We start from the raw sequence: 16,303 nt of genomic DNA, 5'->3' as shown, positions 1-16,303 counted from the left end.
CGTTTAGACTGCCCGGATGTCTACGATTGAAATCACCAAAGACAACTTCGAGTCAACCATCACCGACAGCTCGATCCTCCTTCTCGACTTCTGGGCCGACTGGTGCGGCCCCTGCAAGCAGTTCGCCCCCGTGTACGAAGAGGCCTCCGAACAGAACTCGGACGTGGTCTTCGGCAAGGTCGACACCGAGGCACAGCAGGAGCTCGCAGGTCTCTTCGCGATCTCCTCGATCCCGACGCTCGTCGCCTTCCGTGAGGGCATCGTCGTCTTCGCCCAGCCTGGCGCTCTCGCCGCACCCCAGCTCGAGCAAGTCATCACCGCAGTCAAGGACCTCGACATGGACGAAGTCCGCGCCGAACTGGCCAAGCAGGAAGCCGGAGTCGACCAGGCGGATCCCTCGGCCATTCCCGAAGATGCAAGCCAGTCAGCTCCCGAAGCCGGGCAGCAGGCCTCCGGACCAGGATCGGCACAGTGACCGAACCCCAGCAGGCTGTTTCTCAGGATTCCGCCTCGAATGAGGGAGTCCCTGACACCGTCGCTGCCTGGGAGGAGCGCTACGCCGGCACCGGCGAGGCGATCTGGTCGGGCAACCCCAACGAGTCGCTCGTCGCCGTGGCCCGCGGCCTCACCCCCGGCCGCGTCCTCGACGTCGGCTGCGGTGAGGGCGCCGACGTCACCTGGCTGGCCGAGCAGGGCTGGGACGCGACCGGAATCGACCTGTCCCAGACCGCAATCGACCGTGCCGGCGAGATTGCCGAGGCAAAAGGTGTGAGCGTGAAGCTCGAGGTCGCCGACATCACCACGTGGAGTGACCTCGAACCTCGCCGAGGCGGCTTCGACCTCGTCCTCGGCTGTTTCCTCCACACCCGGTTGCCCGACACCCGGGAAGAACTCGTCGGCCGCTTGGCTGAGTACGTTGCACCGGGCGGCAGAATTCTGCTCATCTCCCATGCGGAGATGCCGGACTGGGCCGAGAACCATGATGACGAACTGGGCCACGGACTCGGCCATCATCATGAACCGGTCACCCCGAACGGAGACTTCGCCCTGCTCATCGGCGGCAGCCCGGCTCGCTGGGAGATCGAACTGGGTGAGCTTCGCACCCGCGAGGTCGAAGGACCGGACGGGAAGCCATCGGAAATCGACGACAGCGTCCTCCTGGCGCACATGGTCACCGACTGAGGAGCCACCTCGGCGAGTGAGATCACCACATCTCACCTGGTGAAACACCGACGGATGATCGTGATCGATTTGGTCACCACCGGCCACCGAGAAGGGCTAGGATTGAGCCATGGCTCGGTTCAGTCCTCTCGAGTGGCCGGTGATCCGGCAGCTGCGATCCTCCGATGCGTCGGGGCGCGGCGAATCAGTGGTGTCCCAGAAGACGCGGGAGACCACCTCACGCAATGCCACCGCGGACAAGGTTGTGCAGTCGGTCTGCCCGTACTGCGCCGTCGGCTGTGGTCAGAAGGTCTTCGTCAAGGATGACAAGGTCATCCAGATCGAAGGCGACCCGGACTCACCGATCTCTCGCGGACGCCTCTGCCCCAAGGGCGCGGCCAGCGAACAGCTGGTCAACGCCAACGGACGCATCACCGACGTCCTCTACCGAGCACCACGAGCCAAGGACTGGCAGAAGCTCGATCTGGGCACCGCCCTCGATATGGTCGCCGACCGCTTCATCGAAGCCCGCCGCAATCACTGGGAGGACTTCGACGACAAGGGCCACCCTCTGCGGCGCACGATGGGGATCGCCAGCCTCGGCGGGGCGACCATCGACAACGAGGAGAACTACCTCGCGAAGAAGCTCTACACCGCGGCCGGGGCGATACAGATCGAGAACCAGGCGCGTATTTGACACTCCGCCACGGTTCCCAGTTTGGGAACCTCGTTCGGGCGAGGCGGCGCCACACAACCCGTCCAGGATATGGCGAATGCCGACTGCATCATCATCCAGGGATCCAATATGGCCGAGTGCCATCCAGTGGGCTTCCAATGGGTGACCGAGGCCAAGGCCCGGGGTGCACGCGTCATCCACGTCGATCCTCGTTTCACGCGCACCACCGCGATTGCCGATAAGCATGTCCCGATCCGGGCCGGCTCTGACATCGTGCTGCTGGGCGCGCTCATCAACCGTGTCCTCAGCGAAGGTCTGCACTTCGACGAGTACGTGCGTGCGTACACGAACGCCACGAACCTCATCAGCGAGAACTATCAGGACACGGAGGACCTGGACGGTCTCTTCTCCGGATTCGACCCAGACACGAACTCCTACGACAACTCGACCTGGTCGTATCAGACCGACGAAGCAGGCCGGGCGGTCAGGGATGAGAGCCTGAGCGACCCCAGGTCGGTGTTCCAGATTCTCAAGCGTCACTACTCCCGGTACACACCCGAGATGGTGGCCGAGAACTGCGGCATCAAACCCGCCGACTTCGAATATCTGGTCGAGTCCGTGACCCAGAACTCCGGACGCGAACGCACCACCTGCTTCGCCTACGCGGTGGGCTGGACCCAGCACTCCCTGGGCGCGCAGTTCATTCGCACCGCCTCGATCCTCCAGCTCCTGCTGGGCAACATGGGCCGACCTGGCGGCGGCATCATGGCTCTGCGCGGGCACGCCACGATCCAGGGCTCGACCGACATCCCGACCCTGTTCAACCTGCTGCCCGGCTACCTGCCGATGCCCAGTGCAGGAGTTCACGAGACCTTCGACGACTACGTCGCCGCTGTGGGCACCCCGGAGACCCATAAGGGCTATTGGGCCAACGGGCGCAGCTACGCCACCAACCTGCTCAAGGCGTGGTGGGGCGACGCGGCGACGAAGGAGAACAACTTCGCCTACGATTATCTGCCGAAGATCAACGGCGCCCACGGCACCTATCAGACGCAGGTCCGCATGCTCAACGATGGTGTCGACGGTTACTTCCTGCTGGGCCAGAACCCGGCCGTGGGATCAGCCAACGGTCGGATGCAGCGCATGGCGATGAGCCACCTGAAGTGGATGGTCGTCCGCGACTTCCGGCTCATTGAGTCCGCCACCTGGTGGAAGGACGGTCCGGAGATCGCCAGCGGTGAGCTCACAACCGAGGACATCGAGACCGAGATGTTCTTCATGCCCGCAGCCAACCACACGGAGAAGGCCGGCACCTTCACGCAGACGCAGCGCCTCGTTCAGTGGCGGCACAAGGCCGTCAACCCGCCAGGTGACGCACAGAGCGAACTCGACTTCTTCTTCGAACTCGGTCAGCGAGTGCGAGAGAAGCTGAAGGACTCGACCGACCCTCGCGACCGTCCGCTCCTCGACATGACCTGGGACTACCCGGTCGACGAGGAGGGCGAGGTCGACCCCGAATCGGTGCTGGCCGAGATCAACGGCTACTACGTCGGTGGAGAGAAGGACGGGCAGCCGCTCGACAACTTCAACCAGATGACCGACGACGGCTCTACCGCGGGCGGCTGTTGGATCTACGCGGGCATCTACGCCGGCGGGCAGAACATGGCCGCCCGGCGCAAGCCCCGCACAGAGCAGGACGAGACCGCCGCCGAATGGGCCTGGGCGTGGCCGGCGAACCGCCGCATCCTCTACAACCGCGCCTCGGCGGCACCGGATGGCACCCCGTGGTCGGAGCGGAAGAAATTCGTCTGGTGGGACGAGGAATCCGGCAAGTGGACGGGCAAGGATGTGCCCGACTTCCCGATCGATCGCGCACCCTCGGCCCGATCGGATCAGGCCCACGGCGGACCTGCGAATCTTGACGGAGATGATCCGTTCATCATGCAGGCCGATGGCAAGGGCTGGCTGTTCGCACCCAGCGGCATGGTCGACGGACCGATGCCCACACACTACGAACCGCAGGAATCGACGGTTGACAACCCGCTCTACGATCAGCAGAGCTCACCGACGCGCCTGGTCATGCGCCGTGAGGACAACCTGTCCGCGCCAGGTGCCGGCAATCCCGGTTCCGAGGTCTACCCCTACGTGTTCACGACCTACCGTCTGACCGAGCACCACACCGCCGGTGGCATGTCTCGGTGGCTGCCCTACCTGTCAGAACTTCAGCCCGAGATGTTCTGCGAGATCTCGCCAGAGCTCGCCGCCGAGGTGGGCCTGGAGCCCTATGGGTGGGCCACTCTGGTCTCCCCGCGCGCAGCCATCGAGGCCCGCGTGCTTGTGACCAGGCGAATGGCGCCGCTGACGATCGGCGGGAAGACCATCCACCAGATCGGCCTGCCTTATCACTGGGGTGTAGGTGGGGATGCCACGGTCGAAGGCGACTCTGCGAATGACCTGTTGGGTGTCACGATGGACCCCAACGTGTTCATCCAGAACAGCAAGTACGTGGCCGGAACGATCATGCCGGGCAGGCGTCCGCGCGGACCCGAACTCGTCGACTTCGTCGAGAAGTATCAGCGAGAGGCCGGGCTGAGTCCCGAATCGGGCAACCAGCTCGTCACCGTCTCCGACGCGGTGGTCGCCGAGTCGCTCGCCGCTGATTCTGCGGCCAGCAAGGGCGGGCATCCGCATCGCGGCGGCGACTCCGCCGTCGGTGTCACCCCCGGGCGCACCTTCGGAAGAGAAGCGACCGACAGTGCCGACGACCGCTCGGGTCGTGTCGATCTTCGACCCGCCGATTCCATCGACGAGAACAGGACCGAGACCGTGGGCGCGAACCGCGCGGACGACGGGGACCCGACCGACGGGGATCCGGACCGTGGCTACATCGGCAAGGATGCGGACAGCGCTCAGAAGGGCAACCTCGGCGAGGGTGCACGTGACATCAGCGGCCGAAAGGACGAGGCTGCTGACACGACTACCGTGGACAATAGAGGAAACGAGGAGGAGGACTGATGTCGACTTCGACTGTCGAGAACGACGCCGTTGCGGACGGGCACTGGCATGGTTCCGCGCACGAGCGCAAAGGGTTCTTCACCGACACGTCGATCTGCATCGGCTGTAAGGCCTGCGAGGTCGCCTGCAAGGAGTGGAACAACAATCCGCAGGACGGCACCTTCGAACTCCTCGGCTCTTCGTATGACAACACGGGCAGCCTCGGCGCCAACACCTGGCGTCACGTCGCCTTCATCGAACAGGACTCCGAGCGGATCGAAGCCGCCCGCGAATCCGGACGGAAACTCGTCAACCTCGGCATGCCGACGATCCGACCCCGCACGGACGAGAACTCAGGAACGCAGCCGCTCGGTGGCGCACTGGGCGCCGCGGAATCCGGATCCAACGGGGCCGGTGCCACTGGCGGTGGTCTACCCACGACACCGCCGATGGGCATCGACCTGCTGGCACCAGGAGCCCTGAGCCCGAGCGACCCGGAGGACATCGCCAAGCTCGACACGACGCCACCGGACACCGCTGACTTCCGCTGGCTGATGTCCTCAGACGTGTGCAAGCACTGCACCCACGCTGGCTGCCTCGACGTGTGCCCCACGGGTGCACTCTTCCGCACGGAATTCGACACGGTCGTCGTGCAGAACGATGTCTGCAACGGCTGCGGCACCTGCGTGGCCGGCTGCCCCTTCGGCGTCATCGAACGCCGTGATGACGGCACGATCAACACGCCCACCGACCGCGATGACCGCAAGGCCGCGGATATGGACGTGCCGGACAAGAACACAGCCAACAAGTGCACGCTCTGCTACGACCGCCTCGTCGATGGCCAGGAACCGGCCTGTGCGCAGACCTGCCCGACAGAGTCGATCAAGTTCGGCGACCACGAGGACATGGTCGACAAGGCCCACACCCGCGTTGCCGACCTCCACGCGAAGGGCATGACCGAGGCCCGTCTCTACGGCGCCAACCCGAACGACGGCGTCGGCGGAACCGGATCTGTCTTCCTCATCCTCGACGAGCCGGAGGTCTATGGCCTGCCGCCGGATCCGCGGGTGCCCACGAAGGACCTGCCCCAGATGTATGCCAAGGCGGGTATGGCCGCACTCGGCATGGTCGCTGCCGCCGGACTCGCGTTCCTCGGGAGCCGGCGTTGAGCACATCCGAATACGATTCCTACCGCCCACCTGAGCTCGATCGCGGACGGAAGAAGCGTCGCCGAGGCGGTCGCCCCGGTGGCCGTGGCGGCGGTCAGGGTTGGAAGAACCGCGGGGCCGACGGCAACCGTGAGATGCCGATGGTCGAGGATGTCGAATTCTCCTCTTATTACGGACGTGCCATCGTCAAGGCTCCGCCATGGGGCGATGAGATCGCGCTCTACCTGTTCCTCGGCGGCTTGGCCGGCGGCTCGAGCCTCTTGGGCCTCGGCGCCCAGTTCAGCGACCGCCCGGGTCTGCGCATCGCCACCAGGCTCACGGCGATCACCGCGACCGGCGTCGGGGGAGCGGCACTCGTGGCTGACCTCGGCCGTCCCGAACGCTTCCTCAACATGATGCGCGTGTTCAAAGTCAGCTCGCCCATGAGCCTGGGCACCTGGATTCTCTCCGGATTCGGCGTCGGCTCGGGAGTACTTGCCGCGATCGAAGTCGACCGGCTGACCGGTCTGCGGCTTCCGCTGGGGCCGCTGCGTCGAATTCTCCATGCTTTCGAGACTCCTGCCGCGCTCGAGTCGGCACTCTTCGCCACTCCTCTGGCCGCGTACACCGGAGCGCTCCTCGGCGACACCGCGGTCCCCACTTGGAACGCTGCTGGCCGCAATGGTCTCTCCTACGTCTTCGTGTCCTCGGCCGCAGTGGCTGCCGGAGGCACTGCGATGGCTCTGGCTCCCGTGCGGGAGAACGGACCGGCACGCCTGCTCGCTCTGGTCGGTGCCGCCGGAGAGGCGATCACGATGGATCGGATGAAGAAGGGCATGCACCCCGCCGAGGTGGATCCTCTCGAAGAGGGCGAACCCGGCCACAAGCTCCACCGGGCGGAGAAGCTGCTCATCGCCGGTGCGATCGGAACAGCCGCCGCCGAGGTGGGGGCTAGGGTGTTCGCAAAGAAGCTGGGGAAGGGTGCGGGTTGGAAGACTCGAACAGCGCTGCGTGCGCTTTCGGTCGTGTCCGGTACAGCACTCGCAGCCGCCTCGGCGTACACGCGATTCGGGGTCCTCGAAGCCGGCATCGAATCCACGAAGGATCCGCGCCACGTCGTCGAACCGCAGCGCGCTCGCCTCGAAGAGCGCCGCGCCCGCGGCATCACAGGCGACTCGATCACGACCGGGGTTTAGGCTCTTCGCGGACTGCCGGAGTCAGTGGGTGGAACCGCTGACCCGGAGCCGCGCCACCACCTGGCGCAACGGTGTGTTGCGTCATCACCGGTGAGGGATGCTCAGGACTTTCGGCAACGTGTGTTGCAAAATACAGCATGTGCAGTAACGTGGGATGTCTATGAAGGACGCAATCAAGGAACTGCTCAGTGACCGGCGCAGCCTCAAAGAAGCTGCGGTCGTGACTGTACTCGTCCCCGTCGTCCGGTACATCATGCACCTGATCGGCTGGGGCCACGGCTCATTTGGCTGGTGGGAGGTTATCCTCGGCGCGCTTTTGACCGGAGTCTTCTATTGGCTCTTCACCAGCGGATTCCGGCGCTTCCGCGATGAGGACGTCACGCCCTCCTGAGCGGAAGAAGTGGAGGGGTCTGCCACGATTTGAAGGTGCGCCGTGCCCGCAGCCCCCATCTCCTACCCTTGCCGTCACGGCATACAGGTACCCGTGCACCCCGCCCTGCCAGTGACTAAACCACCTGTTGCACAGGGTGCTTATGGCGCTAACGGTGAGGGGTGCCCAACGGGTCACCGCACGTGGACGCCCGATCCGACGACGATCTCGCCGATGATCGGCTGACCGGGAATCTCGCCGACGACGAGCAGTCCGCCCGAGGTCTGAGCGTCGGCGAGGAGGAGCAGGTCATCCTCGTTCACTGAGTCGTCGGCGGTGAGGCTGGGACGCACCCAGTCGAGGTTGCGACGAGTACCGCCTGAGACATACCCGTCCGCAATCGACTGATCGACTCCGCCGAGGCGGGGGACCGCAGCCGCGTCGATGACCGCACCGACGCCCGAGGCCCGAGCCATCTTGAACAGGTGGCCGAGCAACCCGAAGCCGGTCACATCCGTGGCCGCGCGCACGCCTGCGGCCAATGCCGCACGTGCCGCTTCGTCGTTGAGCGCGGTCATCGTGGCAACGGCCTCGGCGAAGTATTCGCCGGTCTGCTTGTGCCGGTTGTTGAGGATGCCCACACCGATGGGCTTCGTCAATGTCAGGGGCAGGCCCACCTCGGCGGCGTCATTGCGCATGAGCTCATCGGGATGAGCGATGCCGGTCACGGCCATGCCGTATTTCGGCTCGGGATCGTCGATCGAATGCCCACCGGCGACGGGGCACTTCGCCTGGGCTGCGACGTCGAGGCCTCCGCGAAGAACCTCGGTGAGCAGCTCCATCGGCAGCTTCTCGCGCGGCCAGCCGACGAGGTTGATCGCCGTGATCGGCGTCCCGCCCATCGCGTAGATGTCGGACAGGGCATTCGCCGCCGCTATCCGCCCCCAGTCGTAGGCATCGTCGACGACAGGGGTGAAGAAGTCAGCGGTCGAGAGCACCGCGAGGTCATCGCGGACCCGGACGGCAGAGGCATCGTCACCGTCGTCGAGGCCGACGAGGACATCGGCACCGGGTTGGCCGGTCAGGCCCTTGACCGCCTCTTCGAGCTCGCCGGGCGGGATCTTGCAGGCACAGCCTCCGCCGTGGGCGAATGAAGTCAGACGATCATCGATGGCAGTCATACCGCGAGACTAACACCGAGGTGAGACTAGTGCTAAAGGTGCTCATTTGACCATGATCGGGCGCCGCCTGATCGCCGGGGCAGCGGCACCGATGCATCAGTGTCGGACCCCCGACCGACCGCCGAGGCGGGCACGGGCGAGCCTCGCAATGACGAGTCCGCCGATGACCAGCAGAGCGCCCACAGCGGCCGTCACCAGCACCGGCCCGCCGGTTCTCGGCAGATCTCCGCCTCCGTCGCCCGAACCGTCCGAATTCGACCCTGGATCGGCGCCGCCGCTCGCAGAGGAGCCGTCATTCGCCGAACCGTCCCTGTTGCCGGACTGATCGGAGCCATCGTCGGATGAGTTGCTGTCATCCGAGCCGCCAGCAGACACTTCAGAGTCCGAGCCGTCCGCACTGCCCGAACCGTTCGCCTCGTCACCGCCGTCATCCGAGGCGCCCGATGCAGCAGATGTGCCGTCTTCTGACCCTGCCGAAGCCCCGTCGTCGTTCGAACCGTCATCCGAGGTTGCAGAAGCTCCGTCCTCATCGGCTCCGTTGTCAGACCCTTCGGCGTCCTCATCACCCTCGTCATCGCCTGGTCCGGGAGGCGGTCCGTCTCCGGCGACCTCGACCGTGGTCTTCGCGGTCTTGCTGTTGACAGTCACCTCCACGACTGCGGTGCCGGGGTTCTCGGCGGTGATCTCTCCAGTGGCCGGATTGATCCGGATCACTTCGGAGGCCGCCTCGGGTGCCGAGGATCCAGCCGCCTCGGCGTGAACCTTCGTTCCTGTCGCATTCTGCATATCCACCTCGGCGCCGGCATCGACGACGACACCGTCTCCGCCCCACTGTGCCGTTGCTGGCCAGCCGACCGGGACGGTGCGATCGCCTTGGGTGAACTCGGCGGAGATATCAGCGGACTGTCCGGCCACCATCGATGAGGGCGCGTCGACGGAGATGGAGTCCACCTGCGGCCTCGTCTCTGCGGCCAGCCAACCCACGCGGTCGGCGGTGCTCGGATTGTCTCCGACCTCACCCACGCCGGGGTCGATGCCGAGCATCGTCCAGCCGGTGAATCCCCCGGTGGCAGGCGTGCCCGCCGGATTCTTCCCTGAGTTGCCGTTGATGAGGTACGAGACTCCTTCGACGGCAGCCCCGTGGAAGACTCCGACGTGGCCGTTGATCACCGCGGCAGACTTTCCGCTGCTTTCCCGGAACTCGCCGAGCTTCTTCTCCAACTCCGCGGCCTCACGACGGTCACCGAGCTGGCTCGTCTTCGACGGCAGCGGATCCTGCGGAGGATGGTGGAAGAACACGGTGATGCCGGTGAGATGATCACTCTCATTCACCTCAGCGAGGGCATCCTCGAGTGCACGAAGCTGCTCGCTGTCGCTGCCGTGCAGGGACCCGGCCGAGGAATTCAAGGTGAGCACCTTCGTGCGTCCGACGGTCCTCGCAGTTGTCGGTGATCCGAACGCGGATTCGAAGTTCTCGATCTCCCCGCCCATGATCTCGTGGTTGCCGGGGACGTAGACGTAGGGGATGTCCTCGGTCCACTCGTCGGCGATGATCGACTCGGCGAGCTCGAAGTCGGCAGGTGAGGCCTCGTCGACGAAATCGCCGTTGATGACGAGAAGATCCGGGTCGGCCCTGCGGATCTCACGCAAGGTCCGCCGCGCGCCCTCGACCGATTCTGAGTTGGGATCTGTGGCGACGAACTGGGCATCGCTCATCACAGCAACCTGCTGGGGTCGGCCCGCGACGGAGCCGGTGCTCAGCAGGGCCGGATCGTGGATCGCCTGCGTCTTCGGGTCATCGGTCTGCGGGGTGGAGACCGCGCGCAGGTCGGCGATCGAGATTTCGCCCATGTACTTCTCGGCCGATCGAGTCTCCATAAAGCGGATCCGCTCGAGGGTCAGTGGCTGTGAGAGGCCGGCGGGCACGGTGAAGCGCACCTTCTGCCAGCCGTCGAAGGTGAGATGGTCCCCGTCGATGTTCGTCGTCGTCCCGTCGGCGGTCTTCACCTGCAGTCGGGGCCAGGCACCGGAACCATCGCCGCGGAGCATCATCTCGAAGGCCAAGGTGTTGCCCTCGACCGGCACCGGTTCCTTCGGGACGAGGTAGTAGCCTCTGGTCGCCGAGGAGGTGGTGAAGTCATAGGAGAGGTCGATGCTCGGCTTGCCGTCATCGGTGGGTTCTCCTGCCGTAAAGGAGCCTGTCGCGCGGTCCGAGGCGTCGGTGAATCCGGAGAGGTCGGAGAAGTCGAGCACTTCGGTCGATTCCGTGCCGACCGTCACAGGGATGGTCGTCGTGGCCTCGCCCACGGTGAGTCCGATCGATCCCGTGGGCGAATCGCCTTCGGCGGTGACGACGAGGCCGCCCGTTCCGTCGTCCTCAGTCGAGAGCCCCTCCGAGGACTCGATATCGATGTCCCGTGGCTCGATGAGGGCGCGCCGGCCCTCAGAATCGAAGCCCTGGACGCGCACCTTCTCGCTCGCCCCCGTCTTCTCGAGGTTGATCGCGCGAGTGCTCGGCTGCAGGCCGATGGCCTTACCCAGCACCCGCAGCTCCTGTCGCGCAGTGTGACCGCCGATTTGGTAGGAGACCCGTCCGGTCCCTGTCGCGTCGCCGGCTACACGAGCGGTGTCCTCATCCGCATCGGCGAGCGAGACGCCTCCGTCGGCAGAGAAGGTGCCCGAAGCGGCGATCGGCTCGAGGTTCGCGCCCAGAGCTGTGCCTGTGAGACTGCGGTGCAGCCCCTTGAACACGGAGTCCTCGTCTTCGATGACGGGCTCGATCTGCGCGTCGTCGATGGTCTGTGCCGGCGCATCGGAGTAGAAGACGAGGGCATTGCCGACCGAGCGTTCCTCTCCATCGGAGGGGTCATTCTGCAGCGCGGGTGCATCTGCTCCGGCTTCGCGTGCCAGCATCGTCGTCGATCCGCCGCCATCGAGATTGATGGCATTGTGAGCGCCGATGTCGGAGAAGAACTCGCCCATATCGTCGAGGCTCATTCCGCCCGATGATTCGCTGCGGCCGTCGATCGTGGTCACGAACAGTTCGGATCCATCCTTGCTGATGCCTACGGCTGTGCGCGGATGCGCGGTGGTCACCAAGCTGTCCTTGCCCATATCGGGGACTTCGCCGTCCTTGAGGACCTGGTGGCTTCCCCCGATGCCCAGGTCGACGTCCTCGCTGGGGCCGATCTCGATCTCCACCTCGTCGCCGACCTCGAGCTCAGACAGAGTCTTCGCTCCGGAGTCACGTCCGAGGAGGACCTGGCCGTTCTCGGGAACGTCCGGATCCCCGGCCTCGTCGATCATCCCGGAGGACTTCGTGACGGCGCCGTCGACGACGGTGACCCGCGCGACCTCCTCTGCCATCGCATCGGGTCCGCCGACGGGCCGATTGAGGGAGTAGTCACCCCAGGCCTCGTTGTAGACGCCGATCGCATCGCTCGACAGGTTCGGATTGTTCAGCCCACCGAGGTCTGTCTCCTCTCCGTCGGCGGTCAGTGTGCCCGCCGCCGAGAGCATCGTCACAGCGGCCTTCTTGTCGGCGAGGGTGAACGCCGGTTTGGGAGTCTGAGAGCCGATCCGCATTCCGTTCCTGCTCACCGAGGTGTAGATGGGGGCATAGGAGTGGTTGATATCGAAGAACGTGCCGTTGACCGCTGCGACTGCCTTCGCACCGTTCTTGCCTCCTTTCATGATCTCGCTCGTGGTGTCGTGGCTGGCGACCGTGCCGGTGTCGCGGACGTCGAGGGACAGGGAATCCGTGGTGAGATCGGCGGTGAGAACGTTTCCGTTGTTCCAGCCACCGTCCTCAAGACGCGAGAAGTCCGTGACCTCGAGGCCCGGTGCGACCCGCTCCGTCTCGGAGGAGCGGAGGACCGACCCGTCTTTGCCCAGATCCTCATTGCTGGGCGGGGCAGCGCTCGCCGGCACCGAGGTGGCCAGGAGTCCGCCCGGCCCCATCGTCCCCGGAGCGAGGAGTGCAGCGATCACTGCGAGAACGAGAACGAATGACCTGGTGAACGCGGCATTACTCGACGAAGGCAGGGTGTGTGAAGACATGGGGTCTTTCTGGAAAGACAGCGGGGAGACCCGGCTAGCCTAAGGCGACCATGACAACACCTGAGCAAACCCTGAGTGAACTCGGTCAGAAGAGTGAAAGCGGGTGTGAAGGGTGCGCCGTCTGTCAATCGACCATGTCTGCCGCCACTACCGCGAGGTCTCGGTGCTGCCAGGCCACGCGAGGTGTCAGCCCTGCCTCGCTCAGCCAATCGAGTTGTTCGGCCAGCGGGCTGGGGGTGTCGATGACCCCGTCGATCGGCGTGATCACATCTGCCGGATCGGGTGGAACGACGAGATCTGCGAGCACGAACCGGCCGCCAGGAACAAGGACCCGTGCGATCCGTGAGAACAGATCGGCCTTCCCCTCCCCGCCGAGGTGATGCACCGCAAGCGTCGACATGACGAGGTCGAAGGGACCGTTCGGCAGCGAATCCTCCAGCCGCCCGAGGCTCAGCGTGCTGCGGTGATGATCGAGAACCTTCCTGGCACCGGCCAGCATCTCCTCACTTTCGTCGATGCCGTGGATGTGAGCCTGCGGCAGTGCCTCGGCGACCCGTCTGGCGGTCAGCCCGCTGCCCACCCCGAGGTCGAGGATCGTGCGCGGATCCGCCTCGGCGACGGCTGCGGCAAGCTCACTTTGGAGCCGTCGGTAGTCGGGGATCTCCTCGGCCATGACGTCGAGGTAGGTGTTCGGATCCCAAGTGAAATCCGACATGATGTGTCCTTTCATCGGCGTGAATCGGTCAGTTCATTGGCATCGCCGATGGTTCCAGGAAGGCGACGATGCCGTCCACGATGGCGGCATTGCGCCAGGAGAACAGAGCATCGAAGGCGTGTTGGGCGCCGGGCAGCTCGACGTACCAGGTCGTGTTCGGCGACCCGGTGCGAATGTGGTCGTACAGGGCTCGAGCTTCTTCGACAGGAACCCAGGAATCATGATCACCGTGTGCGATGAATATCGGCGGTGCCGTTGAGGGGTCAAGAGCCAGAGGCGTTGACGGCTGTGACTCGTCCTCGCCTCGGCCGAAATATCGACCGATCCACGGGTACAAGCACACAGCGGCAGCGATCCGCGGCACCGCCTCGGCGGAACTCGGAGGAGCCAGCGCGGTCGTCGCGGTCATATGTGCGCCGGCCGAACTGCCGGCCATGACGATCCTCGTGACATCGCCGCCGTGGATCTCGGAGTTGTCCCGGGCCCATCGCAGGACAGCGCGCGCATCGTCGAGATGGTCGGTGAATCCCGCGTCGGGCCGCAGGCGATAGGTGGCGCTGATGCACGTCCAGCCCTGAACGGCCAGACGATGAAGTAGGACGCGGCCCTCATTCCGGTTGCTTCCGGAGGAATAGCCGCCGCCGTGGAAGTAGACGAGGATCGGGCCGAACAGATCACCGTTCCTGTGCCGGTAGACGTCCAGGCGCTGGCGAGGATGATCGCCGTAGGGCAAGCGTCCGATTCGTTTGACCGCCCCTGGCCGCAGAGGCACCGGGACGACGAGCGGTCGTATCCAGCTTTGAGCCGCATCGTTGCTGATCTGCACACCGTGGTCGGCAGCGGTCGAGGCGACCACTGACCGGGCACGGGTTGCTCGCCTGGTCAGTTCGAGGAGACCGACGAACTCGAGCCCCGCGACGATGAGCAGCACGGATCCGAGAAGACCGTGCACATCGCCTTCGCTGAGTGCCAGGACAGTGGAGAAAACGAGGAGGAGTGCTGCCAGATGCGGGATCTCGTTGATGACCATCGTGAGGTAGAAGGCGAGGATTCCGAAGCGCGTGACCCTGATCAGGGCGGTGAATGTGCACACCCCGATGATGAGAATTGTGATGATGTAGCCGATCGGCATGGATGTCCCCTTCGACATCGGAGAGCGCGCCGCCCCTCCACTTTCAGGCTAGCATTCTGCGTTCGAGGCGAGAAGCCTCTCCCGGAGGTCAGTGTGGACACAATCAGCGTTGTCCCTGTCCAGGCGGGGAGCCGGGGCCCTGCACGCCGGGGTAGGATTCTTCACGGAGGCGTCCGAGTCCTGGTGGGCTCCCCGGTCTTCAAAACCGGTGAGACCGAGTATCTCGGTCTGGCGGGTTCGATTCCCGTCCGCCTCCGCCACCAGCATCGTCGGTGTCGTCGCGCTCGACCGCAGTGAAGGAGAATGCAGCCTTGGCCCATACGGATCCGCGGCGCAGCATTCCGCGCACCGATCACCTCCTCGACCTCCCGGAGGTCATCACCGCAGGTGAGAGGCTGAGCCAGTCGACGATCAGGGCGATCATCGTCGAAGCTCAGAAAGCCGCTCGCGCCGGTGAGATCCCCGTCGCCGAGGTGGTCCCCACCGTCATCGAACACCTGAGTTCCCGTTCGGCCTCCTCACTGACCCCGGTGCTCAACGCCACCGGAATCATCGTCCACACCAACCTCGGCCGCGCTCCTCTGTCCGAACCGGCGCGACGGGCCGTGGCCAGTGCGGCCGGCTACGTCGATGTCGAGATGGACTTGGAGACCGGTCGACGCAGCAAGCGGGGGATCGGTGCGAAGCAGGCGATTCTGCGAGCCTGCCCGGGAGCCGACGACGCACTGATCGTCAACAATGGTGGCGCTGCGCTGCTGCTCGCGGTCACTGCGCTGCGCGGTGACGAGGTGACAGGAAACGACGGTTCGGCCGGTGCGAGCGACGCGTCGGTGGCAGGCGAGATCATCGTCAGTCGCGGGGAACTCATCGAGATCGGTGCTGGCTTCCGCCTGCCCGATCTCATGGCGACGACCGGTTCCCGGATTCGGGAAGTCGGCATGACGAACCGCACCCATCTCGACGACTACGCCGAGGCAATCACCGATCGAACAGCAAGCCTGCTCAAGGTCCACACGAGCAATTTCAGAGTCGAAGGCTTCACCGCCTCCGTCGAGATCGCTGCGCTGCGTGAACTCGCCGACGACCATGAACTCCCACTCATCGCCGATCTGGGCAGCGGACTGTTCGAACCCGACCCCTACCTGCCCGATGAGCCCGACATCGCCAGTGCGCTCGCCGCCGGAGCCGATGTCGTCATCGTCAGCGGCGACAAACTCCTCGGCGGACCGCAGGCCGGACTCATCCTCGGCCGCAGCGATGCCGTGCAGCGCATCGCGAAGCACCCCCTGGCCAGGGCGATGCGCACCGACAAACTCACGCTGGCCGCAATCGAGGCCACGGTCGCGAACACCGAGAACCCGGTCCAGGACGCTCTGCACATCGACGTCGATCGGCTCAGGGAACGTTCTGAGCGCCTGGCTGGCCTCGTCTCCGGGACCGTTGTCGCCCACGACGGGCGCGTCGGCGGCGGGGGAGCCCCCGGCGTTCCCCTTCCCGGCTGGGCCGTCGAAATGCCCGAGGAGCTCGCCCGCCCGCTGCGCCTCGGCAACCCGGCAGTCGTCGCCCGAGTTCACCAGGGACGATGCCTCATCGACCTGCGCTGCGTCCCCGAAGCCGATGACGATCTAGTCGGCGAGGCCGTGAACCGAGCTCGTGGGAACCATGCCTGAG

General features: G+C 65.3%; 10 protein-coding genes, 1 tRNA gene and 1 pseudogene. 8 read left to right on the top strand and 4 right to left on the bottom strand.

The annotated features are described in order from the left end of the window. The first annotated feature begins 16 nt into the window (after positions 1–16). From CXR25_RS18310 to CXR25_RS18280, 6 genes and pseudogenes are all read left to right on the top strand, one after another. Positions 17–475, top strand: coding sequence for a thioredoxin family protein (locus CXR25_RS18310; RefSeq protein WP_069601172.1), 459 nt, complete (start codon positions 17–19; stop codon positions 473–475). Further along, the gene (locus tag CXR25_RS18305) at positions 472–1,182 is read left to right on the top strand and encodes a class I SAM-dependent methyltransferase (protein WP_069601171.1); all 711 of its coding nucleotides are present in this window, start codon (positions 472–474) and stop codon (positions 1,180–1,182) included. Before CXR25_RS18310 ends, CXR25_RS18305 begins: the two co-directional genes overlap by 4 nt. Before the next feature lie 109 nt (positions 1,183–1,291). Then, positions 1,292–4,453: pseudogene (gene fdnG, locus CXR25_RS18295) on the top strand (formate dehydrogenase-N subunit alpha); the annotation flags it as partial. A gap of 398 nt (positions 4,454–4,851) precedes the next feature. Next, positions 4,852–6,000 (top strand): 4Fe-4S dicluster domain-containing protein, encoded by a 1,149-nt coding sequence (locus CXR25_RS18290; RefSeq protein ID WP_125240861.1) that lies wholly within the window; start codon positions 4,852–4,854, stop codon positions 5,998–6,000. Continuing rightward, positions 5,997–7,175, top strand: coding sequence for an NrfD/PsrC family molybdoenzyme membrane anchor subunit (gene nrfD, locus CXR25_RS18285; protein ID WP_125240860.1), 1,179 nt, complete (start codon positions 5,997–5,999; stop codon positions 7,173–7,175). The genes CXR25_RS18290 and nrfD overlap by 4 nt, the downstream gene beginning before the upstream one ends. 160 nt (positions 7,176–7,335) lie before the next feature. Continuing rightward, on the top strand, positions 7,336–7,566 hold the full coding sequence (locus CXR25_RS18280; RefSeq protein ID WP_096157816.1) for a hypothetical protein: 231 nt from the start codon (positions 7,336–7,338) through the stop codon (positions 7,564–7,566). 173 nt (positions 7,567–7,739) lie between these two features. Here the strand turns inward: CXR25_RS18280 and selD are convergent, their stop codons facing one another. From selD to CXR25_RS18260, 4 genes are all read right to left on the bottom strand, one after another. Next, positions 7,740–8,726, bottom strand: coding sequence for a selenide, water dikinase SelD (gene selD / locus CXR25_RS18275; protein ID WP_096168419.1), 987 nt, complete (start codon positions 8,724–8,726; stop codon positions 7,740–7,742). A gap of 96 nt (positions 8,727–8,822) precedes the next feature. Further along, positions 8,823–12,785: a phosphodiester glycosidase family protein gene (locus tag CXR25_RS18270; RefSeq protein ID WP_125240859.1), complete on the bottom strand. Its 3,963-nt coding sequence runs from the start codon at positions 12,783–12,785 to the stop codon at positions 8,823–8,825. 124 nt (positions 12,786–12,909) lie between these two features. Then, positions 12,910–13,500, bottom strand: a complete 591-nt coding sequence (locus tag CXR25_RS18265; protein ID WP_096158910.1) for a class I SAM-dependent methyltransferase — start codon at positions 13,498–13,500, stop codon at positions 12,910–12,912. 28 nt (positions 13,501–13,528) lie between these two features. Next, the gene (locus CXR25_RS18260) at positions 13,529–14,632 is read right to left on the bottom strand and encodes an alpha/beta hydrolase (protein WP_164514002.1); all 1,104 of its coding nucleotides are present in this window, start codon (positions 14,630–14,632) and stop codon (positions 13,529–13,531) included. A gap of 165 nt (positions 14,633–14,797) precedes the next feature. Between CXR25_RS18260 and CXR25_RS18255 the strand changes: the two genes are divergently transcribed. Together CXR25_RS18255 and selA are read left to right on the top strand one after the other, a co-directional pair. Continuing rightward, positions 14,798–14,892, top strand: a tRNA-Sec gene (locus CXR25_RS18255). 51 nt (positions 14,893–14,943) lie between these two features. Beyond that, the gene (gene selA, locus CXR25_RS18250; protein ID WP_101557581.1) at positions 14,944–16,302 is read left to right on the top strand and encodes an L-seryl-tRNA(Sec) selenium transferase; all 1,359 of its coding nucleotides are present in this window, start codon (positions 14,944–14,946) and stop codon (positions 16,300–16,302) included. Position 16,303 lies beyond the last annotated feature (1 nt).

The sequence above is a fragment of the Brevibacterium aurantiacum genome (assembly GCF_003932995.1).
GTDB lineage: Bacteria > Actinomycetota > Actinomycetes > Actinomycetales > Brevibacteriaceae > Brevibacterium > Brevibacterium aurantiacum.
The sequence above is the reverse complement of the archived record's forward strand: the minus strand, read 5'-3'. Positions and strand labels throughout refer to the sequence as shown.

Bases quoted from the DNA above. Each gene is read 5' to 3' on its own strand.
- CXR25_RS18310 (WP_069601172.1), top strand. From the start codon at position 17: ATGTCTACGATTGAAATCACCAAAGACAACTTCGAGTCAACCATCACC.
- CXR25_RS18290 (WP_125240861.1), top strand. From the start codon at position 4,852: ATGTCGACTTCGACTGTCGAGAACGACGCCGTTGCGGACGGGCACTGG.
- CXR25_RS18280 (WP_096157816.1), top strand. From the start codon at position 7,336: ATGAAGGACGCAATCAAGGAACTGCTCAGTGACCGGCGCAGCCTCAAA.
- selD (WP_096168419.1), bottom strand. From the start codon at position 8,726: ATGACTGCCATCGATGATCGTCTGACTTCATTCGCCCACGGCGGAGGC.
- CXR25_RS18270 (WP_125240859.1), bottom strand. From the start codon at position 12,785: ATGTCTTCACACACCCTGCCTTCGTCGAGTAATGCCGCGTTCACCAGG.
- CXR25_RS18265 (WP_096158910.1), bottom strand. From the start codon at position 13,500: ATGTCGGATTTCACTTGGGATCCGAACACCTACCTCGACGTCATGGCC.
- CXR25_RS18260 (WP_164514002.1), bottom strand. From the start codon at position 14,632: ATGCCGATCGGCTACATCATCACAATTCTCATCATCGGGGTGTGCACA.